The sequence below is a fragment of the Nocardia sp. NPDC052316 genome (assembly GCF_044547795.1).
GTDB lineage: Bacteria > Actinomycetota > Actinomycetes > Mycobacteriales > Mycobacteriaceae > Nocardia.
In genome coordinates this window covers 351409-367966 of the sequence record NZ_JBIUBB010000007.1, presented here as the reverse complement: position 1 = coordinate 367966, position 16558 = coordinate 351409, and the positions used below count along the sequence as shown (strand labels likewise).

Sequence of the window (16558 nt, the reverse complement as noted above, 5' to 3'; positions counted from 1 at the left end):
GTTGTTCCAGAAGGAAGCCTGACACAGGGGACCGACACGTTTTGTGCGGGAAGACAGGATCGTTTGTGCCGCAGCGGTTCAGCGGTGGTCGGGACGGTAGAGGTCGGGTTCGAGGTACATGAGGCCGGCCGCGGGGACGGCGGCGCGGACGCGGTCCTCGGCGGCGTCGATGGCGGTGGCCACGTCGTCGATGGTCAGACCGGGTCGGACGGCAACCTTCGCGGCGATGAGCAACTCGTCGGGCGCGAGATACTCGGTGCGCAGGTGGATTACGCGGTCGAAGTGGGTGTCGTCGACGAGATTGCCGCGGATGGCGCGCTCCTCGTCGGGCGTGGCCCCCTCGCCGATGAGCAGACTCTTCATCTCCACAATCAGCACCACGGCGATGACGCCGAGCAGGATGCCGATGGCGAGGGTGCCGACGCCGTCCCAGCGTGCGTCGCCGGTGAGCATGGTCAAGCCGACACCGGTGAACGCGAAGGCGAGCCCGACCAGCGCCCCGCTGTCCTCGAGCAGCACCACCGGCAGCTCGGGATTGCGCGACGTGCGGATGAACTGCCACCAACTGCCACGCCCTTTGAGCGGCTGGGATTCGCGCCGCGCGGTGAGCAGGCTGAACGTCTCCAACGCCATCGCGATGAGCAGGATGGCGATCGCGACCACCGGTGAGCTGAGCTCCTCGGGACGTCGGATCTTGGTGATGCCCTCATCGATGGCGAACAGCGAACCCATGGTGAACAGCACCAGCGCGACCACGAACGAGTAGAAGTAGCGATTGCGGCCGTAACCGAACTGGTGCACCGCGTCCGGCGGATGGGCGGCTCGCCGTTTGCCCAGCAGCAACAGGGCTTCGTTGGCGGTGTCGGCCAGCGAATGCATCGCTTCGGCCAGCATCGACGACGAACCCGTCAGCACCGCGCCGACGAACTTCGCGAGCGTGATACCGGCGTTGGCGCCCAGCGCGGCCAGGATTGCTGTGGTACTGCTGCCACCGCTCGACATGGACGCCAACGCTACCGGCGGCACCGCGCCATCCGCGCGCGGACACGGCTTACGGGTTGCCGACCATCGGTGCCTGGAAGCCGCCGATCTCCTGTTCGAGCAGTTCGGCCAGCCGCAGCGGCGTGCGGTCCTCGAACATCGGGCCGATGATCTGCACGCCCACCGGCAGTCCCTCGGGGGACCGGCCGGCGGGGACGGCCGTGGCGGGCAGGCCGGGCATGGTGGCCACACCGGCCCACACGAGCTGGTCGAAGTATGGGTAGTCGACGCCGTCGATATCGATCAGTCGTGCCTCCAGACCACCGTTGTGGTCGTGCGGAAACGCGGGGGTGGGCGTAATCGGGCACACCACCGCATCGAACTCGCCGAAGAGTTGCCGCCAACCCTGACGGTGCAGTTCGCGACGGTTGTTCGCCTCGATCCACTCGCGGTGGCTGAATACCATGGCGCGGTACCGCGCCGCATCGAGACTCTCGTCGTGTGCGCTCAATCCGGCGGCGTGGCGCACCAGCTGGTCATACGCCTCGGCGGTGTGGCTCGCAGCGACGTTCGACATCAGCAGCTGCATGTACAGCGTCGCGGCCTCGGTCAGATCGGGTAGCAGCGGGCTGTGCCGTTCGACGCGGGCGCCCGCCTCGACCAGCGCGTCGGCGACTCGGCGCACGCCCGCTCGCACGGCGGAGCCGGTGGGAATGACCGGATGGTCGTCGAGGACCAGCACCCGGAAGTCGCCGAGCCGGTCGTGGCGCGCCGGGGGCAGCGTCAAATCGTAGGCCACACCGAAGGTCAGCGGGTCCGGTCCGGCCATGACGTCGAGCAGCAGCGTGAGGTCGCGGGCGGTGCGTGCCATCGGGCCGACGACCGCGAGGTCCAGTTCGACCGGCAATGCGAGCGCGGGCGGTGCGACCATGCCTCGGGTCGCGGCCAGCCCGAGGGTCGGCTTGTGTGCGTAGATGCCGCAGAAATGCGCGGGCGTGCGCAACGAACCGGCGATATCCGAGCCGATGGACAGCGCGCCGAAGTCGCACGCCAAGGCCGCCGCAGAGCCGCCGGACGACCCACCCGACGTGCGAGTGTGATCCCACGGGTTGTTGGTGGTGCCGTAGATCTCGTTGAAGCTCTGGATATCTCGCAGTGTGTGCGGCACATTGGTTTTGCCGAGAATCACCGCACCCGCGGCCCTGAGCCGCGACACCTGTACCGCGTCTTCGGCGGGCAGGTAGTTCCGGTGCTGCGGCATGCCCCAGGTGGTGGGCAGGCCTGCCATGTTGTACGACTCTTTGACCGTCACCGGAATACCCAGCAACGGCCGATCCTCGCCGCGGGCGCGCGCCTGGTCGGCGGCGCGGGCGGCTTCGCGTGCCTGATCGAAGTCCGGCACACAGATGGCATTGATCAGCTTGTCGTCGCGTTCGATACGCGCGATGGCCTGGTCGGTGAGTTCCGCCGACGTGACCTCGCCCGCATGCAAAGCCGTCAAAAGCCGTTCAGCCGCAACAAAGTTCCACTCCATGGATTCGACCATACCGGCCCTTTTCGAATGCCTGACGCGCGTTAGTCGTTCATATTCACCGGGAACACGGCTCGGGTCGCATTTCGATTGGCGAGATCGCGCATCCGTGACGCCTCCGAGCGGTTATTACCGCAGGTCAGGGCCTTCTGACAGGAGTTGGCCGCCAGGTGAAAGCCATGAAATATGGCTGTGCGCAACGGGATACATGTCTCAATTCTCCGCTGTCGTGCTCGTTGTTCGGAGTTCGAAAGGTCGAAAGGCTTTGATGTCACGTGGGCACCATTCAAGGCAATTGGCAAATCGCGATGCACATTCGACACCGCGTCGCGCACAGAGTTGTTCTCCGCGCGCCCGACGCCGTCGCCATCAGCGACTGCGCGCGCGTCCACCGACGGCGCGACCACCCCCGTTGAGGGGTAGTCGATGAGTGACCTGAATCACTATGGTCCCACTCACCCCGCGTCCCGCGTGGACAGCGCAGGGTGCATGAGATGAGGACCGTATGAAAAGACTGTCGCCAGAACGGACAACGGTGACGACGAGCCGCACGAGTGTGCGGCGGGTGGCCATCGCCAGCTGTATCGGCACCACCATCGAGTTCTATGATTTCTTCATCTACGGGACCGCGGCAGCGCTGGTATTTCCGAAGGTGTTCTTTCCGGCGCTCGGTTCGACAGCGGGCACCGTCGCATCGTTCGCGACTTTCGCGGTCGCCTTCGTCGCACGGCCGGTGGGCGCCATGATCTTCGGGCATTTCGGCGATCGGATCGGCCGCAAGAAGACCCTCGTCTCCACGCTTTTGCTGATGGGTATCTCCACCTTGCTGATCGGCCTACTCCCCGGGGCGGCCACCATCGGTGTCGCGGCACCACTGATCCTGGTGCTGCTGCGATTCGGCCAAGGCTTCGCCGTCGGTGGCGAGTGGGCCGGTGCGACTTTGCTGACGGCCGAGTACGCGCCGGCAGGGAAGCGTGGCCTCTACGCCATGTTCCCGCAGATCGGGCCCGCATTCGCCTTCGCGCTGTCCAGCGCTACCTTCCTGATCACCGGCACGTTCCTCGGCGATACGAACGACGATTTCCTGAACTGGGGCTGGCGGATCCCGTTCGTCTTCTCCATCGTCCTGGTCGGTATCGGGTTGTATGTGCGGCTGGCGATCGACGAGACCCCCGTGTTCCGGGCGAACGCGACCCAGCGGGCCCTCGACCCAGCGCCGACGCGCTTGCCGTTCCTGGAAGCCTGGCGATTCCAGACCAAGGAGATCCTGCTTTCCGCGGGCGCGCTGGCCATTCTGTTCGCCTTCTTCTATATGGGCACCGCGTTCCTGACCAGTTATGGCACCAAGACCCTCGGCTTCAGTCGGCCCTTCGTGCTGATCGTCGGTATCGCGGCGGCGCTGGTATTCGGTGCGGCGATTGTGCTTTCGGCCTTGTACTCGGACCGACTCGGTCGGCGCTTGGTCCTGCTGGTCTCGTCCGGGCTCGCCGTGGTCTGGTCGCTGGCGCTGTTTCCGCTGCTCGACAGCGGTTCTCGCCCCGCCTTCGTGATCAGTGTGCTGACTACCCTGGCGATCTTCGGGGTCGCGTACGGCCCGTGCGGGGCGCTGCTGCCGGAGATGTTCCAAACGCGCTATCGCTACACCGGAGCTGGGCTCGGCTACAACTTGGCGGGAGTGCTCGGCGGTGCGATTCCGCCTCTGATCGCCACGCCGCTCGCGTCGGCCTACGGCAGCAATGCGATCGGTTACATGATGGCGGGCCTGGCGGTGGTGAGTTTCTTCTGCACCAAGGCGTTGGTGGAGACCAAAGACAGGGCGTTGTAGTCGGTTCGACGAAGCGCCCCCTCGGTCGAGGGGTGGCCCGCACCTGATTCATATCGGGTGCGGGTTTTTCCCTGTGGCTACTGTTCGGGACGCGCGGGGAGGCAGATGAGGGTCTGCTGTCCCGTTGCGATGAGTGATCGCTCGTCGCCGCGCACCGCGAAGACCTCGAGTTGGCAGACGGTCAGGGTGCGGCCGGGTTTGAGGACCGTGCCGACGGCTTCGAGGTGATCGCCGGACGCCGGTGCGAGGAGGTTGATTTTGTACTCGACGGTGAGCACCGTGGTGTCGTCCGGGAAGAGGGTGAACGCCGCGTAGCCACCCGCGCTGTCGGCGATCGCACTGGTCGCGCCTGCGTGGATGTATCCGTGCTGCTGGGTCACCTCGGGGCGGTGGGGGAGCAGGATATGCACGCGCCCCGGCCCGATGTGCCCGAGCTGCGCGCCGAGGTGTCGCATCAGGCCCTGGCGGTCGAAGCTGGCTCGGATCCGGGAGCGGACCTCCGGGGTGGCCTGATCGAACTGCTCCTGGAGGTCCATCGGTCTCCTCGCTCGGCCTGCTGACCGGTTGGTGTCGCGGTCGGAGTCTGGTGTCGTCCAACCCATTTTTGCGCGAGCGTAGCAGTGAAAATCTGTCCCTTCAGTGGGTGGGATGGGGTCGGGTGAATGTTGCTAGAAGATCGCTGCGTTAAGGATCAAGGGAGTGCCCACATAGTACTGACGAGTGGATGTCAAGGGGTTATGTGTCAGATTTTGGTTACGATTATCCGCGTGGGATTAGTCGGACATATGCTCTGAGCTGCGAGGATATCGCGGACGCCCGGTTTGCTGGTTGACGCGGTTCGCGTGCCGGTCCGACTCTGGTCGCATGAACATCACCGGCAGTTGCAAGCTATTAGCTGTGGTGTGCTTGCCGACCATCGTCTGCTCCGCGTTCGTCACGGGTATGGCCGCAGCCGACCCGCCGCCCGCCGGCTGTATCTCCGACTACGCGGTGCCGAACCAGCTCACGATCACCTGTGAACCGGGGGCGGGGGTCGGGCAGCACGCGTACATCAGGTGTCGCGATATCGGCGGCGTACTGCACACCCGGATCGGGACCACCGTGGGCGCCGCCGGCGGGTGGTCCAGGGCGGTGTGCGCGACCGGTGAATACGGCCCGGTCTGACCCCGCCAACTCCTTCTTCGTTCAGCGAGCTCGCTCCGAGCTCGGCATGCCCAGTTCCTCTCGGCTGGGTCCTCGCTGCATTCCTGTTCGATCGAAAGGTTCCTCATGTCGGTAACTCACGAGCGTTCCAGGACCACCAAACAAGGTGCGAAGCACCGCAAGGCAGTAAAACGGAATCGTCGCGGCCTGTACGCCGCGGCCGCGTTCGCCTCGCTCGCCACCGTGCTGGTATCGACCGGCCGGGCGGCGGCGGAAGCGCCCGCGTTTCCGCCGATCCCGGCCAATCCGGGTGAGTTCGTTCCCGGATTGAACTCCGCGGTGCCCGGTCTCGGGGACGCGATCGGCGGGGCGATCACCGAGTTCGGCGAATCCGTACCGGACATCGGTGCGGCCGTGCCCGAACTCGGCAACGTCGCAACCAACTTCGGCCCCGCCGGGCAGAACATGGTGGATCAGGCGCTGAACGCGCTGGACAACGTCACCGCGGGCACCCCGGCCGAAAACGCGGGCACCATGATTCGCGGTTTCACCACACCGCCGGCGCCGCCCGCCGCCCAGCCGGGACCCGCCGCTGCGGCACCCGGCACTACTCCGGCGGCAGGCCCGCTCGGCTTCGTACCCTCCCAAGTCACCGAGGTGGCGGCGGTCGCGGAACAGGTCATCAGCACCGGTGTCGATCTGCGGCAGCTGGCCGGTTGGGCCGACAAGACCTTCCCGAGCGGGCCGCTGCGCGGACCCGTCGAAGACATGCTCGCCTTCGTCAACCAGGCGATCGAACAGGCAGGCACGCGCCGGGACCCGATCAGCTCGCCGATCGAAGACCTGATCAACCAGGCGCAGACCCTGTTCGACTTCCCGAAGGACGAGCCGAACCCCACCCAAGCATTGCGCGATCTGCTGACGCCGATGCTCGGGCAGACCGTGGGTGGCGCGGATCCGTTGCAGGGCTTGGCCGAAGGGATCAGGCAGCTCGTCGCGGATCCGGTCGGCTCGCTGAGTACCGCGCTCGCACCGGTGCTGACGGAGATCCGCAACCTGGTCCTGGACAGCGGGCTGATCAACAGTCGCCGCGACGCGGCCTTGCCCCTGCTGGCGCTGCCGGTGCTCGCCGCCGTGATGATCGTCGGGGTTGTCGCCGCGCTGGCGATCGGTGCCGTCGCACTGCTGGCCGCGCCGCTGATCATCGGCGCGCTGCTGGTCGGCGGCATCGTGCTGGCCGCGGTGGCCTTGCCCGCGCTGATTGTCCTCGGCGTCGTGCTCGCTGTTGTCGCGCTGCCGGTTCTGGTGGTGCTCGGCGGGATCGCGCTCGCGGCAGTGGCGTTGCCCGCGCTGGTCGTGCTGGGTCTGGTCGGGCTCGGCCTTGCCGGAATCGTGACGCTGGGTGCGCTGGGTCTTGCCGCGGTCGCGACGGTCGCCGTGCTCGGCTTCGCCGCGCTGGTGGTCGTGCTGACGCTGTGGTGGACCGGGCCGATCGCGTTGATCGCGCTCGCCGCGCTCGCGCTGGTCGGCGTGGTGACCCTCGGTGCGCTGACCCTGGCTGCGGTCGTCGCGCTGACGGTGTTCGCCGTGGTGGAGACGATCGCGTTGGCCGCGCTCGCGTTGGCCGCGGTGATCGTGATCGGTGCGGTCACCTTCACCGCGTTGGCCGCGCTCTTCGCGTTGGGGTTGCCTGCGGTGATCGCGCTGGGTGCCATCGCCCTCGGCGTGGCGGCCACGCTCGGAGTGCTCGCGCTCGCCGCGGTGATCGTCTTCGTCGTATTGGGCTGGACCGGGTTGCCCGCGCTGCTCATCATCGGAGCCATCGCCGCGGTGGCGGCGATCGTTGTCGCGGCGGGTGTGGTGGCCGCACTGGCCGTGGTGGCCGCGTTCGTCGTCGCGGCGGTGGTTGCGCTCGCTGCCCTCGCCGTAGGTGCTGTGATCGCCCTTGCGGCACTGGCTTTCGCAGCGCTGGTCGTCATCGCGGTCTTCGGCGGACCCGCACTGCTCGCGTTCGCCGCAGTCGCCGCGGTAGTCACTCTGGCCGCAGTGGCGGCACTGGTCGCGCTCGCCGTCGTCGCGGCGCCGTTCGTTCTCGCCGCCCTGGCGCTCGCCGCCGTGGTTGCCCTCGCGGTGGTGGCGCTGCCGGTGCTTGCGGCGCTGGTTGTAGGCGCCGGAGTGCTCGCGGTGCTTGCCGCGCCGTTGGTATTGGGTGCCCTTGCGGTGGCGGCTGTGGTGGCGCTCGCGGTGCTGGCCGCGCCGTTCGTGTTGGGTGCGCTTGCGGTGGCGGCTGTGGTGGGGCTCGCGATTGCGGCAGTGGTGGTTGCCGCGCCGTTTGTGTTGGGTGCGCTCGCGATTGCTGCTCTGGCGTTGCCTGTGCTGATTGTGTTGGGCGCGTTGGCTATAGGTGCTGTTATCGGGACCGTGGCACTGCTCGCTACTGGTGCGGCCGTGCTTGCCGCGTTGGCTGTCGTCGCGGTGCCCGTGGTGCTCGCGGTAGTTGCTGTTGTCGGGATCGGGGCGCTGATCGGCGCGGGTGCGGTGGCGCTGACGGCGTTGGTGCTCGGCGCGATTGCTCTTGCGGTGGTGGCGGCGCCGGTTCTGCTCGGGCTCGGGGCCGCCGCGCTGGCGACGCTGGCCGTGGTCGCGGTGGTCGTGCTCGGTGCGCTCGGGTTGGGTCTGGCCGGGACGGTGACCCTCGGTGCGCTGGCGTTGGCCGGGGTGGCGACCACGTTGGTGTTGGCCTTCGCCGCGGTGGCCGTGGTGCTGCTGCTCGGGTGGACGGGCGTGCCCGCATTGATCGCGCTCGCGGCCATCGGTCTGGTCGGGGTGGTCGTACTCGGTGCGCTCGCCCTTGCCGCGGTGATCGCGTTGACCGTCTTCGGTGTCGCGAACGCGATCGGCCTGGCCGCCTTGGCCTTGGCCGCCGTGGTCACGGTCCTCGCGGCGACCCTCACCGGAGTGGCCGCGCTCGGCGCGATCGCCCTCGGCACCGCCGTCGCCCTCGGCGTACTGGCCCTCGGTGCGGTGGCAGTAGTGCTGCTGGCGGGCTGGACCGGAATTCCCGCGCTGGTCGCCCTCGCCGCCATCGCCGTGGTCGCGGCGATCGTGATCGCCGCCGCGGTGACCGCGTCGGTGGTCACCCTCGCCGGACTCGCCGTCGGCACGTTGGTCATCCTGGCCGGCCTGTCCTTCGCCGCGCTCGTCATCACCGCCGTACTCGGCTCACCCGTCCTGGCGGCACTCGGCGGTCTGCTCGCGGCGGCCGCCATCGCGGCGCTGGCAGTGCCGATCGTGCTCGGCGGCCTTGTCCTTGCCGCACTGGCATTGCCGATTATCGCGGTGCTGGGTGCGCTGGCCGCTCTAGCTGTGGTGGCGGCTCCGGTAGTGCTCGGCGCTCTCGCCGTGCTGGCTTTGCCTGCGCTGCTTGTGTTGGGCGCGTTGGGCATTGGTGCAGTAGTCGGAACGATCGCGTTGCTCGCCACAGGTGCGCTCGCTCTCGCCGCGCTTGCTGCGGTTGCGGTGCCGGTGTTGCTCGCGGTCGGTGCTGTAATCGGGACGGGCGCACTGTTCGCGGTCGGCGCGGTCGCGTTGGCGGCGCTGGCGCTGCCGGTGCTGATCGCGTTGGCTATTGGCGCGGTCATCGGGACGGGTGCGTTGCTTGCCACGGGTGCTGCCGTGCTGTCGGCGCTGGCACTGATAGCGGCACCGGTTGTGCTCGGTGCCCTGGCTGCGGGTGCTGTTATCGGGACGGGTGCACTGTTCGCGGTTGGCGCTGTGGCGCTCGCTGCGCTGGTGTTGCCGGTGCTGCTCGGGCTTGCTGTGCTGGCGTTGCCGGTGCTGGTGGTGTTGGGTGCGTTGGCTATTGGCGCGGTCATCGGGACGGGTGCGTTGCTTGCCACGGGTGCTGCCGTGCTGTCGGTGCTGGCTCTGGTAGCGGCACCGGTTGTGGTTGGTGCCCTGGCTGTGGGTGCCGCTATCGGGACCGGCGCGCTGCTCGCGGTCGGCGCGGTGGCGCTCGCGGCTTTGGCGTTGCCGGTGCTGATCCCGCTGGGCATTGGTGCTGCGATCGGCACGGTCGCGCTGCTTGCCACCGGTGCGGCCGCCGCGCTGGGTATTCCGGTAGCGATTGTGTTGGGAGCCTTGGCGTTCGGTGCGGTGGCTGTGGCTGCGGCGCTGGCTCTGCCGGGGCTGGTCGCGCTTGGTGCATCCGGTGCGGTCGCAGTCGCTGTGGCTGCCGCGTTGGCCGCGCCGGGGTTGATCGCGTTCGGGGCGTTTGCGCTGGCGGTGGCGGGCACGATTGCCGTGCTGGCGGTGGCGACGCCGCTGGTGTTGGGGGCGTTGGCGGTTGGTGCGGTGCTGACGACGGTCGCGCTGCTTACCGCGGGGGCGGTCGCGTTGGCGGCGCTGAGTATTGCGCCTCTGGTGGTCGGGGCCATTGCCCTCGGTGCGGTCGTCGCGTTGCTCGGTGCGGGCGGCTTGCTCGCGCTGGCGTTTGCGGCGCTGCCGCTGCTGGCGGTCGCCGCCGTGGCGGCTTCGGTGATCGCGGCCGGTGCCGTGGCGGTGGCGGTGATCGGCCTGCCGCTGGTTGCCTTGGGCGTGCCTGCGGCACTGGCTGTGCTGCTGACGATCGCCCTGCTTGCGACGCTGTTGACGATAGCGGTACCGGTCGGCGCCGCTGCCGCACTCGGCGCAGCGGCGTTGGCGGCGGCCGTGGGCGGGGCGGCGCTGGTCGGCGGGGCGGCACTGGTCGGTGGGGCGGCACTGGTCGGCGCTCCGCTGCTGCTGGCCGCGACGGCGGCACTGCTGCTGGTCGGCGGTTTCCTGCCGCTGGTGGTCGTGCTGCCGCTGCTCGTGCTCGCGGTGATCGTGGTGGTGCCGCTGGTCGGGCTTTCGCTCCCGGATGTGAAGTCCTACCTCGTCTCCGCGATCCGCGCCTGGCGCGACCAGAACACCGAGCGCGGGGATTCCGACAGTGGCATGACCCCGACCGGAACCCAGTTCCTCGACGACATCCCGGACACCGCAAGCCTCGAGGATCTGATTGCCTCGTTGCAGAAGGCATTGGCCCCGCAGCGCGCGGCGGCCGAGGCCGAGATCCCGCTCGTCGGCATCGGTGCGGCGGACGGGCGGGCCACCGACCAGGGCGATCGCCGTCTGGTCACGGTGTCCGTATGAGCCCGCATCTCACCGAAACCCTCTCTCCTACAACGAACTCGGAGCCAACGATGAACCCTGAGACGAACAATGCCGAAGCCGGTTTCGATACCTCCGACCCGGCCCTGCACCTGGAGTACCTCTACGGCCCACAGTGGCGCGATGTCGTGCGGATCGTCGAGCGCGCCGCCCAGCTGACCCCCGAGGAAATGGCGAAACTCAACGCCAACAAGGACGCCGGGTTCACGGCAGGGTCGTCCGCCAACGAAAGCATCGAGCGGCTGCTGGCGAGCTTCCGTACGTCGACCGCCGACACGCAAACCGCGGCGATCGCGGCCGTGACGGCGAAGGAGTTCGGCCGCACCCGCGCCGTGCAGATCGCGGGACTTATTGCGGGACAGTCGATTACCCCGGCCATCTCGGGCGGCGCCGAAGGTTTCGGCGGGCTGCTCGCCTCCCTGGGCGGGGTCGGGGCGCTGAGCACGATCAACCGCGCGGTTACGGCGGCGGTGCTCGGCGACCTGGTCGGTCGCGGCGATTTCACCAGGGACGTCTACAACACCCTGATGGATCCCTGGACCGACGCCATCAGCTGAACCGACGAGCAAAGGAGCTTCGATCATGTTCGAGACGAGATCCGCGCCGAGCAGTACCGCCCCCTTCGCCGGACTGCTGGACACCGCCGCCGCACCGGTCTGCTTCGGCTACTACGAGCAGAACGCCACCGACGACGACACCATCGCCCGCTGTCACGAGCCCCGCGTCGGCCCCGTCGGCTGGTGGAACCGGCACCGTCAAGTCGGGCTCGGCGTCGGCCTGATGCTGACGGGCACCTTGGGCTTCGTCCCCGCGGTGCAGAACGCAATCCTCATGGGGCTGTAGCCAGTCCCATGATGGGCGCGCGAGGCACACCGTGACTGCATCCGCGGTGTGCCTCGTCGTGTCCGCCGGGTCAGAGCAAACCGGCTGGTACGATCTGGATGCCGCTCGACCGGGCGCGCCCGGTGGCAAGCCGCCCGGGGGCACTCCACTCGGTCGGTCGCAGCACGACCTCGGCTCTGTTCCACAACCCGACACCTCGGTGGAGCACATGCGATTGTCTTGTTCGCTGATCTGCCCACAATTCCCAACCCCGCCCGCGCGCCGGTAGCGACGGTGGACGAGCGCACAGCGCACTCCCGGCCGGTGCCGAGCGGGTCGAGCCGAGCCGAAGGCCGCCGCGTCTTCGCCGCCCGCCTCGGCCAGCTCTTCGCCGCGGCAGGCGCGCCGCCGGTGAAATCGGTGGTCCGCGCCGCGAACGAACAGACCCGCGACGGCGGCCGGGTCACCGCCCAGCGGATCAGCGACTGGCGGCGCGGCAACCGGACACCGGCCACCTTCGCCTCGATCCAGCCCGTGCTCGAGGTGTTGATCGGAGAAGCGAAACGCCGCACTGCCGCCCGCCCGCCCGCCGACGCCAGCTTGTTGGATCTGACGCGGTGGCGCGCGGATTGGGAGGCGGCAAAGGTCGAGCCGCCGAGCATCGACATCGGTCGCGAGCCCTTCCGCGGGCTGCTGGAGTACCGAACCGAGGACAGTGACCTGTTCTTCGGCCGCGAGCAAGCGAAACAGCGACTGCTCCAACTGGTTTCCGATGCGGAAGCGGGCGGGGGCCCGGCAATGGCTGTCTTGCTGGGCCTTTCGGGAGTCGGCAAGTCCTCATTACTCGCCGCCGGGCTCCAGGCCGCATCGGGACACCGAACGCCGATCACCATGACTCCGGGCGACGACCCGATGGCCGCACTCGCCGCCGCACTCGATGCGCGGCCACCAGGTCACTGCCTGCTCGTGGTGGACCGCGGCGAGGAGCTGTTCACCCGATGCGGCAATGACATTCTGCGGCAACAGTTCCTGGCTGTGCTGGCGACGCTCGCCGCTTCCGGCGTCGAGCCGCCGACCACCGTTGTCATTGCGTTCGATGCCGCGCATCTACCCGAACTGCTGCGGTACCCGCTGCTGATGACGGTGCTGCGGGCGCACGCGATGGTGCTCGATCCGATGACACCGGAGGAACTTCGCGAGGCGATCGTCCGGCCCGTCGAGGTCACCGGTCTGCGTATCGAGGACAGCCTGGTCGACACGCTGCTGCAGGATCTCGACGCCATCGAGCCGCACAGTTCGGTGCGACTCGCGCTGCTGTCCTTCGCGCTGGCCGCGACCTGGGCAAACCGGCGGGGCAAAACGCTGACGCTGGAGGCTTATCGCGAAGCGGGTGGGTTGGCCCGGGTGAGCGCGGTGGGCGCCGAGAAGTTCTGGTCCCGGCTGACCGATCGGCAACGCGCCGCCGCCAGGCACGCGTTGGTCGCGCTGACGATCATCGGGCCGACGGCGGCGGTGCGCGACCGGATGCCGGTCGAGCTGCTGATCGCCGAGTCCGCCGACCCGGAGGCGACCCGCGCGGTCATCGCCCGACTGACTCGCGCGCGAATAATCGTGCAACGCAACGACGAAGTCGAAGTGGTCCATGATCTGCTGCTGACCGGCTGGCCGCGCATGGTCGAATGGTTGTCGGAGGAGAAGGAACTCGCGCCGGTGCGCCAGCGCATCGAAGCGGACGCACGCGAGTGGGCCCGTCAGGGCAGGCCGGTGTCACTGCTCTATTCGCGGACCAGGCTCGAGGACGCGGTCGCGTGGATGCGGCGCACGGACTCCGCCAACCGGCTCGCGAAGGAGTTCGTGGCCGCGGCGTCGGAACAACAGCGCTTCCGAACCGTGCGCCGACGGCTGATTTCTATCGCTGTTGCCGCGTTGACCGTTGTGGCGCTGGCGCTTTCGGTGGTCGTGATCACCCAGCGCGCGTCCGTAGCGCAGGAGCACAAGGATGTCGTGCTCGGCCAGCTGATCGAGGAGTCGCAGCGCATCGACGGGGTGGACCCTGGGCTCTCGACCCAGCTCGCGCTGGCCGCATATCGGCTGAGCCCTGCTGACCCGGCCGCCCGAGCCCGGCTACTTGCGATGCAGTTGTTGCCGCTGAATATCGCATCGGCGGCGGCTCACGACGGACTGGTCCGCGGGCTCGCGTTGAGCCCGGATCGGAAGTTGCTGGCCAGTGCGGGCAGCGATGGCCTCATCCGGTTGTGGGACCTCTCGAATCCGCAGGCGATCACCGCGACCGGACCGGCGCTGGCCGGTCATCGCGGTCATGTCGAGTCTGTCGCGTTCGGTCCGGGCGGGCGGGTGCTTGCCAGTGCGGGTAGCGATGGCACAGTGCGGCTTTGGGACATCAGCAACCCCGCCGGGGCGGGCAGGTTCGGTGAGTTCGACGCTGGAACGGCCACCACCTCGGTCGCCTTCTTGCCCGACGGACGCACCGTTGTCGCCGGAGCCGTCGACGGCACACTGAACTTCCTGAATGTCGAGACACCACAAGCTATTCGGCGGTTGGGTGCACCGGTTACCGCGCACGCCAACGGAGTACGGTCACTGATGCTCGCGCCGGACGCCCCGGTCCTCGCCACCGCCGGCGAGGACCGTACCGTTCGCCTCTGGTCGACCGACAACCCCGAACAGCCGATCTCACTGGGTGCACCGCTCGACAGCGAAGGAGCCGTGCAAGCCATTGCTTTCGGCCCGGGTGGTCGGCTCGCGGCAGGTACCGGCAACGGCGTGGTGCAGGTGTGGAACGTGTCCGATCCGGCGCTGCCACGGCTGGTCGGCCGGAAACAGACCCGCCCGGTCGCGATCGCCTCGCTGCAATTCTGGCAGGACGGGCGACTGCTGGTCACGACGGACGCCGATGGCGCCGTGCGGAACTTGGATACCAGCCGCCCCGATCGAGTGTCCCCGATCGGGCGGGAGCTGAGCGGAAACAGCGGTACGAACCGGTCTTTCGTGATCGTCTCGGACACCCAGATGGTCACTGCGGGCTGGGACGGACGGATCCGGACGTGGCGGCATGCGCGGGGCAATCTCGCCCTCGCGTTCGCGGGCTCGCTCAGTTCCGTCAGCTTCGACCGGGCGAACAAGGTGCTGGCCAGCGGGCTGCACGACGGACAGATCGCGCTGTGGGACGTCAGCACCCCGTTCGACACCCGGTTGCTGAGCGAGCTGCCCGCGGACGCGCCGCCGGACCGGCGCGGAGCCAAAGTCGCTCTGCGGCCGGATGGTTCGCTGCTGGCTACCGCAGGCAGCGGTGAAGTGCGACTGTGGGATTTAACCGATCCGAGACGGCCGACGCCGACTGGTTCATTGCCCGACGCCGGTCTCGGCGGCCCGATTGCCTTCGGCCCGAGCGGGGACCGTCTACTCACCGGAGTCGACCGCCGATCACTGCAGCTGTGGGACGTGCCCGACCGACGCTCGCTCGGCCGACTGTCGACCGGATACGACAGCGCGATCGAGCTCGCCGCGTTCGCGCCCGATGGTCGGCTTGTCGCGGCGGCCGACGAGGACGCGCGAATCCACCTGTGGGACATGGCCGCACCAGGTACGCCGGTAGCGACCGTGCCGGGCAAGCACGGCGCGGTCGTGCGCGCACTGGCCTTCGCTCCGGACGGTAAGACCCTGTTCGGTGCCGACGGCGACGGCATGATCCGCTCCTGGGACATCACCGACCCTGCCCGGATCCGTGAACTGGACGCGATCCGCGCGCACACCGACGCGGTGCGGACCCTGACCATCGACCAATCCGGCAGCCGCTTGGCCTCCGGCGGTGACGACGGGGTCGCCCGGCTGTGGAACATCGCCGACCCGTCCGACATCGAGCCACTCGGCGACCCGATCGAGGCGAGAATCGGCTCGACCTGGTTCCTGCGTTTCGACCCGCGCGACGAGTCCCGCCTGCTCGGCATCGGCGACCAACTGTCCGCCCTGTGGTACTTGGCGCCGGAAGCGGTCGCCGCGGAACTGTGCGACTCCTCCGCCGTGCACGTCGACGAGCGAACCTGGCACGACCTGCTCCCGTCCTTGCCCTACGTGCGCCCTTGCTGAAGGCGGAACACCGGTTTGGGGAAGTCGCGCTTCTGCTCTCGAATCAGTTTGGGCGACACGCAGATTCGCGGGGATATTCCTACTGCAAAACGGGCGCGCGGTCACGCAGTTTCCGGGCGGCCGCCGACAAGTAGGTGTCCGTCCGCCACACCAGATTCAAGACGCGCTCGCAGCCGGGGTTGTCCACTTCCAGCCAGGCCACCGGGTAGCGCGGCGCCGCCTGCCTCGAACCCGCTGGGACAAGCCCGATGCCGAGGCCGGCGCTGATCAGATCGCCGGTCGCGCCGGGCTCGTCACCCTCGCACGAGATCGACGGTTGTAATCCGGCTTCGGCGAACAACCGGTCGAGCAGGGTCCGCGGCCAGTAGCCGGGGCGGCAGGTGACGAAGTGCTCGTCGGCCAACTCCGCGATGGTGATCCGGTCGCGTGCGGCGAGCGGATGCGCGAGCGGCACGGCCAGCAGTACCTGCTCGCGCCACAATTCGACGGACTGCAATGCGGGGCCGTCCAGTGGTTGCGAAGCAAAGCACAGGTCGACCTCGCGATCGGCGAGCTGCCGCTGCATCGTTTCGGCGTTCGACTGGAACAGGCGGACGTCGACGCCCGGATACTCGGCGCGGAATCGGGCGAGCAAGCCGGTGATCGTCAGCAGGGTCTCCGCGGCGACCGTGACGCGGCCGTGGTCGAGCCCGGCGGCGTCGGCCAATTCGCTACGCGCGTCGTCGAGTTCGGACAGCGCACGGTCGACTCGGCGCAGGAAGGTCGCGCCGAAGGCGTTGAGCCGCACCTGCCGTCCCACGCGGTCGAACAGCGGGACACCGAGCTCCTTCTCCAATCGCGCGATCGTCCGGCTCACCGAGGGTTGCGCCACCATCAGCTCCGCGGCGGCCTGACTGATGTGCTCGCGCCGGGCGACCGTTTGGAAGTAGCGCAGTTGCAGTAGGTCCATCCGGTTC

General features: G+C 68.5%; 10 protein-coding genes. 6 read left to right on the top strand and 4 right to left on the bottom strand.

The genetic code is table 11. The features are described from left to right. Positions 1-78: 78 nt before the first annotated feature. Positions 79-1002: a cation diffusion facilitator family transporter gene (locus tag ACIHA7_RS33190; RefSeq protein WP_397295082.1), complete on the bottom strand. Its 924-nt coding sequence runs from the start codon at positions 1000-1002 to the stop codon at positions 79-81. Positions 1003-1051: 49 nt separating this feature from the next. Then, on the bottom strand, positions 1052-2515 hold the full coding sequence (locus ACIHA7_RS33185) for an amidase (RefSeq protein ID WP_397295080.1): 1464 nt from the start codon (positions 2513-2515) through the stop codon (positions 1052-1054). Between the two features lie 502 nt (positions 2516-3017). Here ACIHA7_RS33185 and ACIHA7_RS33180 point away from each other — a divergent pair. Beyond that, positions 3018-4337, top strand: coding sequence for an MFS transporter (locus ACIHA7_RS33180; protein WP_397295078.1), 1320 nt, complete (start codon positions 3018-3020; stop codon positions 4335-4337). Between the two features lie 77 nt (positions 4338-4414). On the opposite strand, the gene ACIHA7_RS33175 is transcribed toward ACIHA7_RS33180, so the two are convergent. Beyond that, entirely contained in the window at positions 4415-4873 is a 459-nt protein-coding gene (locus ACIHA7_RS33175) for a PaaI family thioesterase (protein ID WP_397295076.1), read from the bottom strand. Between the two features lie 328 nt (positions 4874-5201). Here ACIHA7_RS33175 and ACIHA7_RS33170 point away from each other — a divergent pair, with 328 nt between their 5' ends. The 5 genes from ACIHA7_RS33170 (at position 5202) to ACIHA7_RS33150 (ending at position 15602) form a co-directional block, all read left to right on the top strand. Then, the gene (locus ACIHA7_RS33170; RefSeq protein ID WP_397295075.1) at positions 5202-5501 is read left to right on the top strand and encodes a hypothetical protein; all 300 of its coding nucleotides are present in this window, start codon (positions 5202-5204) and stop codon (positions 5499-5501) included. A 105-nt stretch (positions 5502-5606) separates the two neighbouring features. After that, complete coding sequence (locus tag ACIHA7_RS33165) at positions 5607-10655, top strand: hypothetical protein (RefSeq protein ID WP_397295073.1); 5049 nt, start codon at positions 5607-5609, stop codon at positions 10653-10655. A 50-nt stretch (positions 10656-10705) separates the two neighbouring features. Next, positions 10706-11230 (top strand): hypothetical protein, encoded by a 525-nt coding sequence (locus ACIHA7_RS33160; protein WP_397295071.1) that lies wholly within the window; start codon positions 10706-10708, stop codon positions 11228-11230. A 25-nt stretch (positions 11231-11255) separates the two neighbouring features. Next, entirely contained in the window at positions 11256-11516 is a 261-nt protein-coding gene (locus ACIHA7_RS33155) for a hypothetical protein (protein ID WP_397295069.1), read from the top strand. Positions 11517-11789: 273 nt separating this feature from the next. Further along, complete coding sequence (locus ACIHA7_RS33150) at positions 11790-15602, top strand: hypothetical protein (protein ID WP_397295067.1); 3813 nt, start codon at positions 11790-11792, stop codon at positions 15600-15602. A gap of 79 nt (positions 15603-15681) precedes the next feature. Here the strand turns inward: ACIHA7_RS33150 and ACIHA7_RS33145 are convergent, their stop codons facing one another. Further along, positions 15682-16551: a LysR family transcriptional regulator gene (locus ACIHA7_RS33145; RefSeq protein ID WP_397295066.1), complete on the bottom strand. Its 870-nt coding sequence runs from the start codon at positions 16549-16551 to the stop codon at positions 15682-15684. Positions 16552-16558: the final 7 nt, after the last annotated feature.